Genomic DNA, 15,150 nt, shown 5'->3' on the forward strand with positions numbered 1-15,150 from the left:
GCCCGGCGAGCGACCGGAATATGACCTTCCGGTTGTGGTGGTGGTGTATCCGTCCGCAAATCCGGCAGGACGGACCTTGTCGAATGGGTGGCCAGGACGTCCGGGAGGGGTGATCATGAGAAGTCCAGAGCGCACTTCCCATGAGGAGGCACGGGTGGCCGAGACTCTGAAGAAGGGCAGCCGGGTGACCGGCGCCGCGCGCGACAAGCTCGCGGCAGACCTGAAGAAGAAGTACGACTCCGGTGCGAGCATCCGGGCGCTGGCCGAGGAAACCGGCCGCTCCTACGGATTCGTCCACCGGATGCTCAGTGAGTCCGGAGTCACGCTGCGCGGACGCGGCGGGGCGACACGGGGCAAGAAGGCGGCCTCGGCCTGACACCGGGGCGGCCCGCCGTCCACCGGGTGCCTCCCGGTGGACACCCGGTCGGCCGTACGGCCGACCGGGTGGTTACTGTGCAGTCACTTAGCATCGGACGCAGTGCTGCACCGTAACCGGAGGCGCCCCATGACCACGCTCGACGACACCGGACTCGTATTCGACAAGGACGGTGTTCGGCTCACCGTCGAGGACGCCGTTGCCACGGTGACCCTGACCAATCCGGCGAAGCGCAACGCCCAGTCTCCCGCTCTGTGGCGGGCGTTGACGGAGGCCGGACGGTCACTGCCGGGCAGCGTGCGGGTCGTCGTCCTGCGCGGGGAGGGCAAGTCCTTCTCCGCCGGGCTCGACCGGCAGGCGTTCACGCCCGAGGGCTTCGACGGCGAGCCGTCCTTCCTCGACATGGCCCGGGGCTCGGACGAGGACCTCGACGCGGTCATCGCCGAGTACCAGGAGGCGTTCACCTGGTGGCGCCGCGCCGACCTCGTGTCGATCGCGGCCGTCCAGGGCCACGCCATCGGCGCGGGCTTCCAGCTCGCCCTCGCCTGCGACCTGCGGGTCGTCGCCGAGGACGTGCAGTTCGCCATGCGTGAGACCAGCCTGGGCCTCGTCCCGGACCTCACCGGTACGCACCCGCTCGTCTCGCTCGTCGGCTACGCCCGCGCGCTGGAGATCTGCGCCACCGGCCGCTTCGTCCACGCGGACGAGGCCGAGCGCATCGGCCTGGCCAACATCGCCGTCCCCACCGCCGAACTGGACGCGGCCGTACGGGACCTCACCGACGCCCTGCTGGCCGCGCCGCGCGCCGCCGTGGTCGAGACCAAGGCGCTCCTCCAGGGTGCCGCCGCCCGCTCCTACGAGGACCAGCGCACCGCCGAACGCGCCGCCCAGGCCCGTCGCCTGCGCGACCTGGCGGGCCTCGGCGACTGACGGGCCCATACGCCCCACCCCCGGGGCCGGTCCGCGGTGTCCGGCCCCACCCGGGCGCCGGGCCCGGTCCCCGGGTCTCGCGCACCGGGGAGCGCGCCCGGCGCGCCCGTGCCGGGCCGCCGCCCGCCGTGCCCCGGAGCTCCCGGGGCGCACCGGCGCGCGCCCGTCCACCGGATCAGCCGCCCTCAGGGGCGGACGTCCGAGATCAGCACCGTCACCTGGGTGGCCTGCGGCACGCTCGCGTGCACCGCGGCCCGCACGGCCTGGGCCACCTCCGGGAGACGGTGACCGGCCCTCGTCGCCACCTCCACCCGTACCCGGCCGTCCTGGTCGCGGTGCACCGCCGGGCCCACCGTGTCCGTCACGCCCGCCACCCCCGTGACCCGCAGCGCGGCCAGGGCCACCGGATCGTCCCCCGCCGGTGCCGCCGGTGCCGCCGGTGCCGGCGGGGGAGCGGCGGGCTCCGGCGCGGGGGCCTCGTCCAGGAGGTCGGTCACCCGCAGGTCCACCTCCGCCACCCGCAGGCCCAGGCCGCCCGCCGCCGCGAACAGGGCCTTGCGCAGCTCCTCCGTCAGCTCCGGCAGGGGCCGCCCGGCGACCACCGCGATCTCGCCCGCGATCCGCAGCCGGCCCGGCGGCAGCCCGCCCGGCGGCACCGGGAACGGGCCGTCCTCCTCCGCACCGAGGAGCCCGGTGCGGAACCCGCACGGCACCACTCCCCGGACCGAGGAGGCCGCTCCCTCCAGTGCCTCCCGTACCGCGCGCTCCGCGATCCACACGCCGTCCGCCGCCTCCCCGAGCGGCAGCAGCCTGCCCGGAGCGAGGCGGCCGCGTACCGCCGCCGTCCAACCCTCAGCCGTCGTCATATGACCCAGCCTGCCGTATCCCCGGGGCGAGACCGGGCAACCACCCTTAATGTGGGCAAAGAACCCCGAAATCTCCCAGAAGGGGCGTATTGCGATGACGGACACCGCACACTCCGGCAACCCCACGGCGGACGAACCACGCCGTACCTCCGGGTCCAAACGGGGCGGCGGCGACCCGGCCTCCCGGGGCAGGACCACGATCGCCGACGGCGTCGTGGAGAAGATCGCCGGACTGGCCGCCCGGGACGTCGTCGGCGTCCACGCCATGGGCAGCGGCCTCTCCCGCACCTTCGGCGCCGTCCGCGACCGGGTCCCCGGTGGGGGCGGCACCAAGGCGAGCGTCACCCGGGGGGTGAAGGCCGAGGTCGGCGAGGTGCAGACCGCCCTCGACCTGGAGATCGTGATCGAGTACGGCGTCTCCATCGCGGACGTCGCCGGCGCCGTCCGCGAGAACGTCATCGCCGCCGTCGAGCGGATGACGGGCCTCGAGGTCGTCGAGGTCAACATCGCGGTCAGCGACGTGAAGCTGCCCGAGGACGAGGAAGAAGAGCCGGAGCCGCGGCTCCAGTAGCCGCCGCCGTCCGGCACGGCCGCGGCCGCGCCGCACGCCGTACACCCGCGCGGTGTACGGCGTGCGCCACGCCCGCCCGCACGGCCGGACGACCGAGGAAAGGGACGCATAGATGAGCATGGCGCTGGTCGGCCTGGTGGCCGGCATGGGCCTCGGCTTCGCCGGATACTTCGGCGGTTTCGGGGCGTTTCTGCTGGTCGCCGCATTGGGCGCGATCGGGTTCGTGACCGGCCGGTTCCTCGACGGCGACCTCGAACCGGGGGAGCTGTTCCGGGGCCGCGAACGCGGCGAACGACGGCGGTGACGGCGGGTGACGGCTGACCTCGCACCGCACCCGGTGCGCGAGCGTGGCGCGACCACGATCGCGGACCGGGTCGTCGCCAAGATCGCCGCGCAGGCGGCACGGGAGGCGCTGGACAGGATCCCGGAGGGAGGATCGCCGCCGCACGCCTCGGTCGACGTCCACCGCGACGTCGCCCGGGTCTCGGTCAGCCTCGACCTCGACTACCCCACCGACGTCGGGCGCCGCTGCCGCGCCGTCCGGAGCCGGGTACGCAGCCGGGTGGAGGAACTCGTCGGCATGGAGGTCCACGAGGTCTCCGTCCACGTGGAACGCCTCCACTCCGCGCAGACCCGGCCGACCGGGCGGAGGGGTGATCTCGCATGAGCGGAACGACCCCGCCGGAGCGCGGGCCCGGAGAGGAGACGGAGCACGAGCCGAGGGCCGCCACCACGAGCGGCACCGGAACCGGCACCGCCGGTTCTTCTCCCGTGCCCTCCTCGGTCCCCGTCCTCACCGACGGCGCGGCCCCACCGCCGGCCCGCCGCTTCTGGTCGGTACGGCGCGTCCCGGCCGCGCTGCTCGCGGCGGTGATCCTCCTCTGCGCGGCACTGCTGCTGTACGACGTGGCGGCGGTACGGGCCGAGCACTCCGCCATGGCCTGGCGCCGCGACCTCGCCGACGACCTCGCGACCCGGCCCCTGGACAACGCCTGGGTCCTCGCGGGCGCCGCCCTCGCCGTCCTCCTCGGCCTGTGGCTGCTCGTCCTGGCGCTCACCCCGGGGTTGCGCGCCGTCCTGCCGATGCGCGCGGCCCACTCCAACCTGCGGGCCGGGCTCGACCGGGAGGCCGCCGCGCTGACCCTGCGGGACCGGGCCATGGAGGTCTCCGGCGTCCAGTCCGCCCGGGTGGCCGTCGGCCGTACCAAGGTGAGCGCCCGCGCGGTCTCGCACTTCCGGGACCTCGACGAGGTGCGCGCCGACGTGGAGCGGGCCCTGGCCACGGGGATCGACGCGCTCGGCCTCGCCCACCGTCCCACGCTGTCCGTACGGGTGGCCCGGCCGCCCAGGAAGGGGTGAGCCGTGCCGGCCGTCCTGCGTCGCGTCAACCGGGTCCTGATCGCCCTCGTCGGGCTGCTGCTGCTCCTCGGCGGCGGCGCGGTCCTCGCCGCCGGTTTCGATGCCCCGGTCCCGTCGTGGTGGCCCTGGTCGGGCCGCTCCGACGTGCTCCTGTCCACCGCCGACCGGCGCGCCTGGCGGGACCACTCCTGGTGGTGGCCGGCCGCGATCGCCGCCCTGGGCCTGCTGGTGCTGCTCGCCCTCTGGTGGCTGCTCGCCCAGTTCCGGCGGGCCCGGCTCGCCGAGGTCCTCGTGGACACCGGCGACGGCGAGGCGGCCGTGCTGCGGGGGCGGGCCCTGCAGAACGTCCTGGAGGCGGACGCCGCCGCCCAGGACGGGGTCGCCCGGGCCAAGGTCGCCCTCACCGGCCGCCGCACCGCTCCCCGTACCCGCATCGCGCTGCTCCTGGAGCCGCACGCCTCCCCGGACGAGGCCCTGGCCGGCCTCGGCAGCCAGGCCCTGGAGCCCGCCCGCAGATCGGCCGGTCTGCCGGCGCTGCCGGCGGAGGCCCGGCTGCGGGCGGTCCGGCACCGGGCCCGCAGGGTCAGCTGAGGGCAGGCCTCCGGGCCGCCCGGCCCGGCGCGGTTCAGAAGCCGTGCCGGGCACCGCCGTCGACCGGGAGCATCAGGCCGGTCAGATACGAGGCGGCCGGGGACAGCAGGAACGCCGCGGTGCGCCCGAACTCCTCGGGCGTCCCGTAGCGGCGCAGCGGGATCGCCGCCTCGTTCGCGGCCCGTGCCGCCTCCGCGTCGCCCGTCAGGGCGTCCAGGGACCGCACCCGGTCGGTGTCGATCCGGCTCGGCAGCAGGCCGATCACCCGGATGCCGCGCGGCCCCAGGTCGTTGGCGAGGGACTTCGCGAAGCCGGCGAGCCCGGGGCGCAGGCCGTTGGAGATGGTCAGGCCCGGAATCGGCTCGTGCACCGAGCCCGAGAGCACGAAGCCGATCACGCCGCCCTCGGTCAGCGTCTCGGCCGCCGCGCGGGCCAGCCGCACCGCACCGAGGAAGACCGTGTCGAAGGCCGCCGCCCACTGCTCGTCGGTGTTGTCGGCGCCGAAGCCCGGCGCCGGGCCGCCGACGCTGATCAGGACGCCGTCGAGAGCACCGAACCGGGCGCGGGCCTCGGCGATCAGCCGGGCCGGCGTCCCGGGGTCCGTGTTGTCCGCCGCGAGGCCCGCCGCGCCCTCGCCGAGCGCGGCGACCGCCTCCGCGACCGACGTCTCCTCGCGTCCGGTGACCAGCACCCGCGCGCCCTCGGCGAGCAGCGCCTCCGCCGAGGCCCGGCCGAGCCCGCGGGTCGCGCCGGTCACCACGTACACACGGTCCTTCAGTCCAAGATCCATGGTCCTATCCTGCCGCCTCGTCCCCGGCCAGCGCGAGGGCCGTGCCCACCAGGCCGATGTGGCTGAACGCCTGCGGGAAGTTGCCGAGCTGGCGGCGGGCCACCGGGTCGTACTCCTCCGCCAGCAGCCCCACGTCGTTGCGGAGCGTGACCAGCCGCTCGAAGAGGGCGCGGGCCTCCTCGCGCCGACCGGTCAGCCACAGGGCGTCCGCCAGCCAGAACGAGCAGACGAGGAAGGTGCCCTCCTGGCCCGGCAGGCCGTCCACCGCGCCCGAGTCGGGGGTGTAGCGGCGTAGGAAGCCGCCGTGCATCAGCTCGGCCCGGACCGCGTCGACCGTCCCGACCACCCGGGGGTCGTCCGGGGGCAGGAAACCCACCTGCGGGATGAGGAGCGTGGCGGCGTCCAGCTCGCGGGAGCCGTACGACTGGGTGAAGGTGTTGCGGTCCGGGTCGTAGGCCTTCGCGCAGACATCGGCGTGGATCTCGTCGCGCAGCGCCCGCCACCGCGCCGGGTCCCCGGGCAGCGAGGGGTCCCCCTCCAGGGTGCGCACCGCCCGGTCGGCCGCGGCCCAGGCCATCACCTTCGAGTGGGTGAAGTGGCGGCGGGGCCCGCGCACCTCCCACAGCCCCTCGTCGGGCTCGCGCCAGTTCGACTCCAGGAAGCCGAGCAGACTCAGCTGGAGGTTCCAGGCGTGCCGCTGCGCCGGGATCCCGGCCTCCCTCGCCCGGTACAGGGAGTCCATGACCTCGCCGTACACGTCGAGCTGGAACTGCTCGACCGCCGCGTTCCCGGTCCGTACCGGCAGCGAGTCGGCGTAGCCGCGCAGCCAGGGCAGCGTGGTCTCGGGGAGCCGGCGCTCCCCGGCGGGCCCGTACATGATCTGGAGGTCGGCCGGGTCGCCGGCCACCGAGCGCAGCAGCCAGTCCCGCCAGGCGGCGGCCTCCTCCACGTACCCGGCGTCGAGCAGCACCCCGAGGGTGAGGGAGGAGTCGCGCAGCCAGCAGGCGCGGTAGTCCCAGTTCCGGACGCCGCCGATCTCCTCGGGCAGCGAGGTGGTGGGGGCCGCCATGATCCCGCCGGTGGGGGCGTAGGTCAGGGCCTTGAGGGTGATCAGGGAGCGGACGACCGCCTCCCGGTAGGGGCCCTGGTAGGTGCAGCGGGACACCCACTCCCGCCAGTCCGCGAGGGTGTGGGCGAGGGACTCGTAGGGGTCCACGAGAGCGGGCCGGGTCTCGTGCGAGGGGTGCCAGGTGAGGACGAAGGCCACCTTCTCGCCGGCGGCGACGGTGAAGGAGGAACAGGTGGCGTGCTGCTGGCCCCAGGTCTTCACCGGCGGTTCGCTGCGCAGCCACACCGCGTCCGGCCCGGCGACGGCGACCCGGTGGCCTTCGGAGCGGCGCACCCACGGCACGATGGAGCCGTAGTCGAAGCGGAGCCGCAGGACGGAGCTCATCTCGACGGAGCCGCTGACCCCCTCCACGATCCGCACCACGTCGGGCGCCCGGTCGCGGTGCGGCATGAAGTCGACGACCTTGACGGTGCCGGTGCGGGTCTCCCAGTACGTCTCCAGGACCAGCGAGTCCTCCGCGTAGCGGCGCGTGGTGCAGCGGGTCGCACCCTGCGGGGCGATCCGCCAGTGGCCGTTGTCCTCGTCGCCCAGGAGGGCGGCGAAACAGGCGGCGGAGTCGAAGCGGGGGAGACACAGCCAGTCGATCGACCCGTCGCGTCCGACGAGCGCGGCGGTCTGGAGATCCCCGATGAGGGCGTAGTCGTCGATACGTTGCGTCACGCTTTGGGCTGTTCCCGCAAGTGGGGAGGGTCAATCAAATGGACGACGTGGCCTGCGTCGCGGTGCCGCCCGCGCCGGGCGGTCCGGCCGTGCCGCCGTCACCGCTCCCGCCGTCGGCCCCGGTGCGGGCGGCGGCCTCCCGGTCCCGCTTCTCCCGGCGTACCAGGACGAACCAGCCGACCGGCACACCCGCCGCGAACAGCCACCACTGCACGGCGTACGCCATGTGCGCGCCGATCGAGTCGTGGTCGGGCTCCGGGACCTGCTCGGGCGTGCCGCCGGCCGGCGCGGGTCCCGTCTGCTCCATGTAGCCGCCGAGCACCTCGCGGCCCGTCAGTTCGGCCTGCTGGGCGCTGCTGATCAGCATGACCTGACGGTCCGGCAGGCCCTTGAGGTCCTTGATGCCGCTCGCGCCGGTGGTCTCGTCGGCCTTGAGGCGGCCGGTGACGGTGACCTCGCCCCGGGGCGCCGGGGGCACCGGCGGGTAGGAGCGCTGGTCACCGGCGGCCGGGATCCAGCCGCGGTTGACGAGGACGATCCGGCCGTCGCGCAGCACCAGGGGGGACAGGACATGGAAACCCACCCGGTCGTCGGCGGAGGTGCGGCGGCGGACGACCACCTCGTGGGCGGTGTCGAAGGTGCCGGTGGCCGTGACCCGGCGCCACTGGTCGGCGCGGGGGACGGTGTGACCGGGGGAGGTGAGCTTCTCGACCGGTACCGGCTCCGCCCGGAGGTTCTCCTCGATCAGGGCGTTCTGGGCGACCCGGCGCTCGTGCCGGTGGAACTGCCAGAAGCCCAGCTCGATCATCACCGGGATGAGGACGAGGGCGACGAGGGTCAGGATCACCCACTGCCGGGACAACAGGAAGCGGTACACCCCATGACCGTACAGCGCGGGCCATGGGGTGTACGCACGGGGGGTTCGGGTGGCTTGCCCCGCCTCGCCCCGCCCAAAATCGTTTCTTCACTTCCCTCGGCGGGCCCGGGTGTCTCCCGGTCCCGGGCCGGTCCGGCTCACACCCTGTCCACGATGCCCGCCTTTCCCTCCGCCCGGGCGCAGTGCGCGCCGCAGTACCAGGTGCCGTCGACCTCGACGCCCTGTCCGATGATCTGGACCCGGCAGTGCTCACAGATGGGCGCCATGCGGTGGATGGCGCACGCGAAGCAGTCGAAGACGTGCACAGCACCCTGCGCATGGACTTCGAAGGACATGCCGTAATCGTTTCCGCAGACCTCACAACGTGCCATGCGCCACAGGGTGGGGCCCCGGGCGGAATCGTGCCGCGCGGCACGCCCGCCGGGGGCGGGCGCGTCACCCGTCTGCCGGGGCCACGTCCCGCAGGAGCTGCACGTAGGCCGCCTCGTCGACGACCGGCGTGCCGAAGGACTTCGCCTTCAGCGTCTTGGACGTGGCGGCCTCCGGGTCGTTGGTGACGAGGAGGCTGGTGAGCCGGGAGACGCTCGTGGCGACGTGCAGCCCGGCCTCGACCGTCCGGTCCTCCAGGAGCTCGCGGTCGACCGAGGTGTCCCCGGAGAAGGCGACGCGCATCCCCTGCTTGAGCGGGGCGCCCGTCTCGTACCGGCCGGGGTTCGGGTACGGGCACGGCGGGCGCTTGCGCGAGGGACGCCAGCCGCCCGCCCGGTACCCGCTCGGGTGCGAGGCCGCGTACCCCGTGGGGCCCGTGGCCTGCCGGCCGATCGCGGGCCGCGCCGCGTCCGGGGTCCACTCGGTCAGCGGGCGGCACTCCAGGAGCGGCAGCCGTACGTTCCGCTCGGCCGCCGCGTGCAGGCTCGGCCGGAAGGCCTCCGCGAGCACCCGGGCGTCGTCCAGCGCGTTGTGCGCCCGCCGCTGGACCACCCCGAAGTGCGCGGCGAGCGACTCCAGCTTGTGGTTGGGCAGCGGCAGCGCGAGCTCCTTGGACAGCGCGATGGTGCACAGCCGCTGCCTCACCGGCGCGGCGCCCCGGGCGCGGGCGTACTCGCGGGCGATCATCTGCCAGTCGAACATGGCGTTGTGCGCGACCAGGACGCGGCCCTCCAGGCGCGCCGAGAACTCGGCGGCGATCTCCGGGAAGAGGGGCGCGCCCTCCAGGACGTCACTGGTGAGGCCGTGGATCCAGACCGGTCCGGGATCGCGTTCGGGGTTGACGAGCGTGTACCAGTGGTCCTCGACGTTCCCCTGCGCGTCCAGCCGGTAGACGGCAGCCGACACTATCCGGTCGTCACGGGCGAGGCCGGTGGTCTCCACGTCGACGACCGCGTACCCCTGCGGGTAGGCGGCCGGCCACGTCGGTGCTGTCGTACGGTCGTCGAGCATGGTCACTGAGAATACGGCCCGCGACCGACAGTCCCGCCCCCGGTGTCCCGGATGTCCCTGATGTCCGGTGAAGCCCCTTCAACTCCTCCGGTGCGGCGACGCCTTGCCGCCCGCCCGCGCCGGGCGGGCCGGTCCACGGCCGGCGGCCGCCCGGATGCGACGCTCCTGGGGTGACCGAACCCGCCGCGCACGACGACCCCCGCGGCGGCGGCCTCGGTACCCGGCTCAACTGGCTGCGGGCCGCCGTGCCCGGGGCCAACGACGGGGTCGTCTCCACGGCGGGACTGGTCGTCGGGGTCGCCGGGGCCACCGGGTCCCGGTCCACGCTGCTCACCGCCGGGCCGGCCGGGCTCCTCGCCGGGTCATGTCGATGGCGGCGGGGGGAGTACGTCTCCGTCTCCACCCGGCGGGACTCCGAGAAGGCCGCCCTCGCCGAGGAGCGGCGCGAGCTGCGCGAGCGGCCGGAGGCCGAACTCGACGAGCCGGCCGGGCTCCTGACCGAGCGTGGTCTCTCCCGTGACGTGGCGCGCGAGGCGCCGAACAGCTGACCGCGCGTGACGCCCTGCGCGCCCACGCGCGCGTGGAGCCGGGCATCGACCCCGACGCCCTCACCCACCCCTGGCACGCGGCCGGCGCCGGCTTCCTGGCCTTCACGGCCGGTGTCCTGCTGCCCCGCCTGTCGATCGTCCTGCCCCCGGCGCCCGACCGGCTGTGGGTGACCGTCCTCTCGGTCCTCGCCGCCCCGGCCCTCACCGGCTGGTGGTCCGCCCGTCTCGGCGAGGCCCCCGCCGGCCGCGCCGTCCTGCGCGACACCGGCGGCGGCGCCCTGGCGATGGCGGTGACCTACGCGGCGGGCTCCCCGCTCGGCGCGGCGGGCGTCTGAAACCCCGCCCGGCACGCGGACCCCCGTTGTCGGAAGGTGCCAAAGCTTGCTGACAAGCCGTCTCGCATACTTGTTGGTAACAACCTCTAGCGGCGCCCGCCGCCCGCCTCTACCGTCGACCGCATGCCGAACCTGCCCGATGTCGTGCTGTGGTCCATACCGGCGTTCGTCCTGCTCACCGTCGTGGAGATGGTCAGCTACCGCCTCCACCCCGACGAGGACGCCGCCGGGTACGAGGCCAAGGACGCCGCCACCAGCCTCGGCATGGGACTCGGCAGCCTGGTCTTCGACGCCCTGTGGAAGATCCCGGTCGTCGCGATCTACACCGCCGTCCACGAGCTCACCCCGCTGCGCGTCCCCGTCCTGTGGTGGACGATCCCGCTCATGCTGCTCGCCCAGGACTTCTTCTACTACTGGCAGCACCGCGGCCACCACGTGATCCGCGTCCTCTGGGCCTGCCACGTCGTCCACCACAGCAGCCGCAAGTTCAACTTCACCACCGCGCTGCGCCAGCCGTGGACCAGCCTGACCTCCTGGCCGTTCTACCTGCCGATGATCGCCCTCGGCGTGCACCCGGCGGCCGTCGCCTTCTGCTACTCCGTCAACCTGGTCTACCAGTTCTGGATCCACACCGAGCGCGTCGGCCGGCTGCCGCGCCCCTTCGAGTACGTCCTCAACACCCCCTCCCACCACCGCGTCCACCACGCCTCCCAGGGCGGCTACCTGGACCGGAACTTCGGCGGCATCCTCATCGTGTGGGACCGGATGTTCGGCTCCTGGGTCGGCGAGACCGAGCGGCCCGTGTACGGACTCACCAAGAACATCGACACGTACAACCCGCTGCGCGTCGCCACCCACGAGTACGCCGCCATCGCCCGCGACCTGCGCGCCGCGCGCGACTGGCGCGAACGCGCCGGACGCGTCCTGCGCGGCCCCGGCTGGCAGCCCGCGCCGCACCCGGCCGGCGCCCCGGGCGTCCCCGGGACGCCCCAGGGCGGTACCGCGCCGGAGCCCGCCGCGTGACCACCCGTACCGCGCCCCCGCGAACCACCATCACCGGCACCGTCTCCCGCGCGCTGCTCGCCGCCTTCCTCCTCGCGGCGGCCGCCGACCTGATCGCGCTCCTCGCCGGCGCCGAGACCGGCCACCGGATCGCCAAGCCGCTGCTGATGCCCCTGCTCGCCGCGTACGCCGCGAGCCGCGGCGCCCCGAAGCTCCTGCTCACCGCGCTCCTGTTCGGCTGGGGCGGCGACGTCCTGCTGCTGTTCGACGCCGAGCCCGCCTTCCTCGCGGGCATGGGCTCCTTCGCCGCAGGACACGTCTGCTACCTCGTCCTCTTCGGGCGCAGGCGCACGTCCCCGCCGCTCGCCGGCCTGTACGCGGTGGCCCTCGTCGCCACCGTCGCCCTCCTGTGGCCCGACCTCCCGGCCGGCCTCCGCGTCCCCGTCGCCGGCTACTCGCTGCTCCTCGCCGCCATGGCCTGGCGGGCGAGCGCCCTCGGGGCCCTGGCGGGCGCGGGCGGCGCCCTCTTCCTGCTCTCCGACACCCTGATCGCGACCGGCGTCGCCGACTGGCCCCAGCCGCCCGTCCCCGACTTCTGGATCATGCTCACGTACCTGGCGGCGCAGTACCTGCTCACCGCCGGAGCCCTGCGCGCGGGTTACGGTGAGGGCCGTACCACGGACTGACAGCGAGGACCACCCCCCATGCGCGCCACCACCATCCACGCCCCGTTCGACCTGCGGGTGGAGGAGGTGCCCGACCCCGTCGTCCAGGACCCCACCGACGCCGTCGTGCGCGTCCTGCGCGCCTGCGTCTGCGGCAGCGACCTGTGGGCCTACCGCGGCGAGTCCCCCCGCCGGCCGGGCCAGCGCATCGGCCACGAGTTCCTCGGGATCGTCGAGGCGGCCGGCGCCGACGTGACCGCCTTCCGCGCCGGCGACCTCGTCGTCGCCCCCTTCGTCTGGTCGGACGGCACCTGCGACTACTGCGCCGACGGCCTCCAGACCTCCTGCCCGAACGGCGGGTTCTGGGGCACGCCCGGCTCCGACGGCGGCCAGGGCGAGGCGGTCCGCGTCCCCTTCGCCGACGGCACCCTCGTCAGGCTGCCCGCCGACGCCGCCTCCGACGACCACCTGCTGACCGCGCTGCTCGCCCTCTCCGACGTCCTCGGCACCGGCCACCACGCGGCCCTGGGCGCCGGCGTCCGCGAGGGCTCCACCGTCGCCGTCGTCGGCGACGGGGCCGTCGGCCTGTGCGGCGTCCTCGCCGCCCGCCGGCTCGGCGCCGAGCGGATCATCGCCCTCGGCCGGCACACCGCCCGCACCGACATCGCCCGCGCCTTCGGCGCCACCGACGTCGTGGCCGAGCGCGGCGAGGCCGCCGAGGCCGCCGTCCGCGAACTCACCGGCGGCCAGGGCGCCCACGCCGTCATCGAGGCCGTCGGCACCGAGCAGTCCATGCGCACCGCCGTCGGGATCGTCCGCGACGGCGGCTCCATCGGCTACGTCGGCGTCCCGCACGGCAGCGGCACCGGCCTCGACCTCTCCGTCATGTTCGACCGGAACATCTCCCTGCGCGGCGGCGTCGCCCCGGTCCGCGCCTACATCCCCGAGCTGCTTCCGGACGTCCTGGACGGCACCGTCGACCCGTCGCCGGTCTTCGACCTCACCGTCGGCCTCGACGGCGTCCCGGACGGCTACCGCGCCATGGACGAGCGCACCGCCCTCAAGGTCCTCGTGAAGCCCTGAACCGCCCGGAGCCCCGGCCCGCCCTCACGCCCACGCGTTGAAGAGGACGCCCCCCAGCGTGCCGATGCCGTAGGCCCGGACCTGGCGCCACTCGGCCCGGGACAGCACCGAGGTGTCCACGGCGGCGAGCGGCAGCCCGAGCCGCTCGCCGTCCAGCACCACGAAGCCCGCGTCGGTGAAGACGGAGGCCCACGGCGGCGGCGCGGCGAACTCCTCGTCGTACCAGTTCCGGCGCTCCCGGGCGAAGGCGATCCAGGGGTGGTGGGCGTGGCACAGCACGACGGTCTCGCCCGTCCGGTGGACGACCGACGCGGTGTGGAAGGTCCGCGGATACTCCCGCGGCTCGATCTCGCCCACCCGGCCCCCGGCGGCCCGCGCCGCGGCGTGCAGGGCGCCGCGGAACGCCCGCGGGTCGGTCTCGGGCAGCGCACCGTCCCCCGGCGCGCGGAATCCTGTCGCGCCCCGCGGCAGCGTGCAGCGGGGCTTCCCCTCGTGGCCCATGCCGCTCATCCTGCCCCGGACGGCCTCAGCCGCCGGCACCGGGCGCCGGACCGTCGCCGGAGGGCACCGGCTCGCTCCACACCGGCGCGTCCGCGCCCGCCACGCCCGGCGGACGCGCCCAGTCGACGGGCCCGCCCTCGTACGTCACGGGCGACCGCGCGTACCGCAGCAGGCCGAGCGGGCCCCGCGACTCCGTGAGGTACGGCTCCGGGTCGACGGGGCCGGCCGCCGGGCCGGGGAGGGCGGGGGAGCGGGGCAGGCCGTGCGTCAGCCAGTGGCCGGTTCCCGCGAGCGCCACGCGGACGAGCCGGGTGCCGCCGTCCCGGTCCTGCTCGGTGAGGGTACGGAGCACGGCCGCCGCGAGCAGGTAGCCGGTGCCGTGGTCCAGGGCCTGCGCCGGCAGAACCCCGGGCTCCTGGGCCGAGCCCTCCACGACGGCGATGCCGGTGGCGACCTGGACCAGGCTGTCGAACCCGCGCCGCTCCGCCCAGGGCCCGCCGTCGCCCCAGGCGGAGAGCCGGGCCGTCACCAAGCCCGGCCGGTGGAGTCCGAAGCGCTCGAGGGCGCCCGGCCGGTAGCCGGTGACCAGCACGTCGGCCGCGTCCAGGAGCTCGTCGAAGGTCCGCCGGTCCGCGCGGCGGTCCAGGTCCAGCGCGGCCGTCCGCTTCCCCACGTCCGTGTCCGCGTGCTGGTCGGGCAGTTCCGGATTGCCCGGCGGGTCGATCCGCAGCACGTCCGCGCCGAGCAGCGCGAGCGTCCGGGTCGCCACCGGGCCCGCGACGACCCGCGTCAGGTCCAGGACCCGAAGCCGGCCCGTACGGCGCCGGGGTGCGGCCCCGTCGAGCCGCTCCCGGGAGACCAGGGGGCGGGCCGCCACCTCCCGGCCCTGCGGGTGCGCGGCCCACTCGGCGGGCGTGCGCAGGGCGACGGCGAGGCCCCCGGCCGCGTACACCGCCGTCTCGACGTCCACGGCGGTCCGCCCGCCGATCGCCGCCGCCACCGCCTCGGCGGCCCCGGGCCCCTCCGGCACGCCGAGTGCCTCGCGCAGCGCCGCCTCGTGGTGCGGGTAGTTGGCGTGGGTACGGACCCAGCCGTCGGCCGCCCGCCAGAACCGGGAGAGCGGCGCGAAGCCGACCGGCACCCGTCCGTTCACCCGCAGGTGGCGCTCGCTCACGAAGGCGGTGGCGACGGCCCCGTCGTCCACCCGCACCGGCCCGGGCAGCCCCGCGCGTTCGAGGGCCGCCAGCCCGGCGACCGCGACGGTCGCCCGGGCCAGGTCCATCACCGGCAGGCGGGCCGGCAGCCGGCCGGGCGCCCCACCGTACGTGACCCGGTCCAGGAGCGCGGGATCGCCGCCGAGCGCCGCCCAGAGCGCCTCCGTACCCGAACGGACCGCGGGGGGTGTGTCGTTGTCCATGACCGCACTA

General features: G+C 75.2%; 18 protein-coding genes and 1 pseudogene. 11 read left to right on the plus strand and 8 right to left on the minus strand.

The features are described from left to right. The first annotated feature begins 154 nt into the window (after positions 1 to 154). The gene (locus ACFY60_RS14455; RefSeq protein ID WP_006123601.1) at positions 155 to 376 is read left to right on the plus strand and encodes a helix-turn-helix domain-containing protein; all 222 of its coding nucleotides are present in this window, start codon (positions 155 to 157) and stop codon (positions 374 to 376) included. A gap of 129 nt (positions 377 to 505) precedes the next feature. After that, positions 506 to 1,306 carry an enoyl-CoA hydratase/isomerase family protein gene (locus ACFY60_RS14460; RefSeq protein WP_309056008.1) on the plus strand — a complete coding sequence of 267 codons (801 nt, stop codon included), beginning with the start codon at positions 506 to 508 and terminating at the stop codon, positions 1,304 to 1,306. Positions 1,307 to 1,491: 185 nt separating this feature from the next. Here the strand turns inward: ACFY60_RS14460 and ACFY60_RS14465 are convergent, their stop codons facing one another. Continuing rightward, positions 1,492 to 2,172 carry a hypothetical protein gene (locus tag ACFY60_RS14465; RefSeq protein WP_388611652.1) on the minus strand — a complete coding sequence of 227 codons (681 nt, stop codon included), beginning with the start codon at positions 2,170 to 2,172 and terminating at the stop codon, positions 1,492 to 1,494. 94 nt (positions 2,173 to 2,266) lie between these two features. On the opposite strand from ACFY60_RS14465, the gene ACFY60_RS14470 reads away from it, so the two are divergent. From ACFY60_RS14470 to amaP, 5 genes are all read left to right on the plus strand, one after another. Continuing rightward, positions 2,267 to 2,743 (plus strand): Asp23/Gls24 family envelope stress response protein, encoded by a 477-nt coding sequence (locus ACFY60_RS14470; protein ID WP_388611653.1) that lies wholly within the window; start codon positions 2,267 to 2,269, stop codon positions 2,741 to 2,743. A gap of 112 nt (positions 2,744 to 2,855) precedes the next feature. Beyond that, positions 2,856 to 3,047, plus strand: a complete 192-nt coding sequence (locus ACFY60_RS14475; RefSeq protein ID WP_309052341.1) for a hypothetical protein — start codon at positions 2,856 to 2,858, stop codon at positions 3,045 to 3,047. 6 nt (positions 3,048 to 3,053) lie between these two features. Further along, positions 3,054 to 3,410: an Asp23/Gls24 family envelope stress response protein gene (locus ACFY60_RS14480; protein WP_388611654.1), complete on the plus strand. Its 357-nt coding sequence runs from the start codon at positions 3,054 to 3,056 to the stop codon at positions 3,408 to 3,410. Next, entirely contained in the window at positions 3,407 to 4,102 is a 696-nt protein-coding gene (locus ACFY60_RS14485) for a DUF6286 domain-containing protein (protein ID WP_388611655.1), read from the plus strand. The genes ACFY60_RS14480 and ACFY60_RS14485 overlap by 4 nt, the downstream gene beginning before the upstream one ends. 3 nt (positions 4,103 to 4,105) lie before the next feature. Further along, on the plus strand, positions 4,106 to 4,693 hold the full coding sequence (gene amaP / locus ACFY60_RS14490) for an alkaline shock response membrane anchor protein AmaP (protein ID WP_388611656.1): 588 nt from the start codon (positions 4,106 to 4,108) through the stop codon (positions 4,691 to 4,693). Between the two features lie 34 nt (positions 4,694 to 4,727). Here the strand turns inward: amaP and ACFY60_RS14495 are convergent, their stop codons facing one another. The 5 genes from ACFY60_RS14495 to ACFY60_RS14515 all read right to left on the minus strand — a co-directional run bounded on the left by ACFY60_RS14495 (position 4,728) and on the right by ACFY60_RS14515 (position 9,595). Beyond that, a complete protein-coding gene (locus ACFY60_RS14495) occupies positions 4,728 to 5,483 on the minus strand; it encodes an SDR family oxidoreductase (RefSeq protein WP_388611658.1) in 756 nt (251 codons plus the stop codon). A 4-nt stretch (positions 5,484 to 5,487) separates the two neighbouring features. Next, positions 5,488 to 7,272: a glycoside hydrolase family 15 protein gene (locus tag ACFY60_RS14500; protein ID WP_388611660.1), complete on the minus strand. Its 1,785-nt coding sequence runs from the start codon at positions 7,270 to 7,272 to the stop codon at positions 5,488 to 5,490. Between the two features lie 34 nt (positions 7,273 to 7,306). After that, entirely contained in the window at positions 7,307 to 8,149 is an 843-nt protein-coding gene (locus tag ACFY60_RS14505) for an SURF1 family protein (RefSeq protein WP_388611661.1), read from the minus strand. Between the two features lie 137 nt (positions 8,150 to 8,286). After that, on the minus strand, positions 8,287 to 8,520 hold the full coding sequence (locus ACFY60_RS14510; RefSeq protein WP_309052348.1) for a hypothetical protein: 234 nt from the start codon (positions 8,518 to 8,520) through the stop codon (positions 8,287 to 8,289). A gap of 64 nt (positions 8,521 to 8,584) precedes the next feature. Next, the gene (locus tag ACFY60_RS14515) at positions 8,585 to 9,595 is read right to left on the minus strand and encodes a DEDDh family exonuclease (RefSeq protein WP_388611663.1); all 1,011 of its coding nucleotides are present in this window, start codon (positions 9,593 to 9,595) and stop codon (positions 8,585 to 8,587) included. 164 nt (positions 9,596 to 9,759) lie between these two features. On the opposite strand from ACFY60_RS14515, the pseudogene ACFY60_RS14520 reads away from it, so the two are divergent. The 4 genes and pseudogenes from ACFY60_RS14520 (at position 9,760) to ACFY60_RS14535 (ending at position 13,222) form a co-directional block, all read left to right on the plus strand. Then, positions 9,760 to 10,472 (plus strand): annotated as a pseudogene (locus ACFY60_RS14520) (VIT family protein). A 123-nt stretch (positions 10,473 to 10,595) separates the two neighbouring features. Continuing rightward, on the plus strand, positions 10,596 to 11,495 hold the full coding sequence (locus ACFY60_RS14525; RefSeq protein ID WP_388611664.1) for a sterol desaturase family protein: 900 nt from the start codon (positions 10,596 to 10,598) through the stop codon (positions 11,493 to 11,495). Beyond that, positions 11,492 to 12,160, plus strand: coding sequence for a lysoplasmalogenase (locus tag ACFY60_RS14530; protein WP_388611666.1), 669 nt, complete (start codon positions 11,492 to 11,494; stop codon positions 12,158 to 12,160). The genes ACFY60_RS14525 and ACFY60_RS14530 overlap by 4 nt, the downstream gene beginning before the upstream one ends. An 18-nt stretch (positions 12,161 to 12,178) precedes the next feature. Beyond that, complete coding sequence (locus ACFY60_RS14535; RefSeq protein ID WP_388611668.1) at positions 12,179 to 13,222, plus strand: zinc-dependent alcohol dehydrogenase family protein; 1,044 nt, start codon at positions 12,179 to 12,181, stop codon at positions 13,220 to 13,222. Positions 13,223 to 13,246: 24 nt separating this feature from the next. Here ACFY60_RS14535 and ACFY60_RS14540 read toward each other — a convergent pair whose 3' ends face one another. Both ACFY60_RS14540 and ACFY60_RS14545 read right to left on the minus strand, forming a co-directional pair. Continuing rightward, positions 13,247 to 13,723 (minus strand): hypothetical protein, encoded by a 477-nt coding sequence (locus ACFY60_RS14540; RefSeq protein WP_388611669.1) that lies wholly within the window; start codon positions 13,721 to 13,723, stop codon positions 13,247 to 13,249. A 25-nt stretch (positions 13,724 to 13,748) separates the two neighbouring features. Further along, the gene (locus ACFY60_RS14545; protein WP_388611671.1) at positions 13,749 to 15,140 is read right to left on the minus strand and encodes a CoA transferase; all 1,392 of its coding nucleotides are present in this window, start codon (positions 15,138 to 15,140) and stop codon (positions 13,749 to 13,751) included. Positions 15,141 to 15,150: the final 10 nt, after the last annotated feature.

Source organism: Streptomyces sp. NPDC012827 (assembly GCF_042900905.1).
In the GTDB taxonomy this organism is placed as follows: Bacteria; Actinomycetota; Actinomycetes; order Streptomycetales; family Streptomycetaceae; genus Streptomyces; species Streptomyces gulbargensis.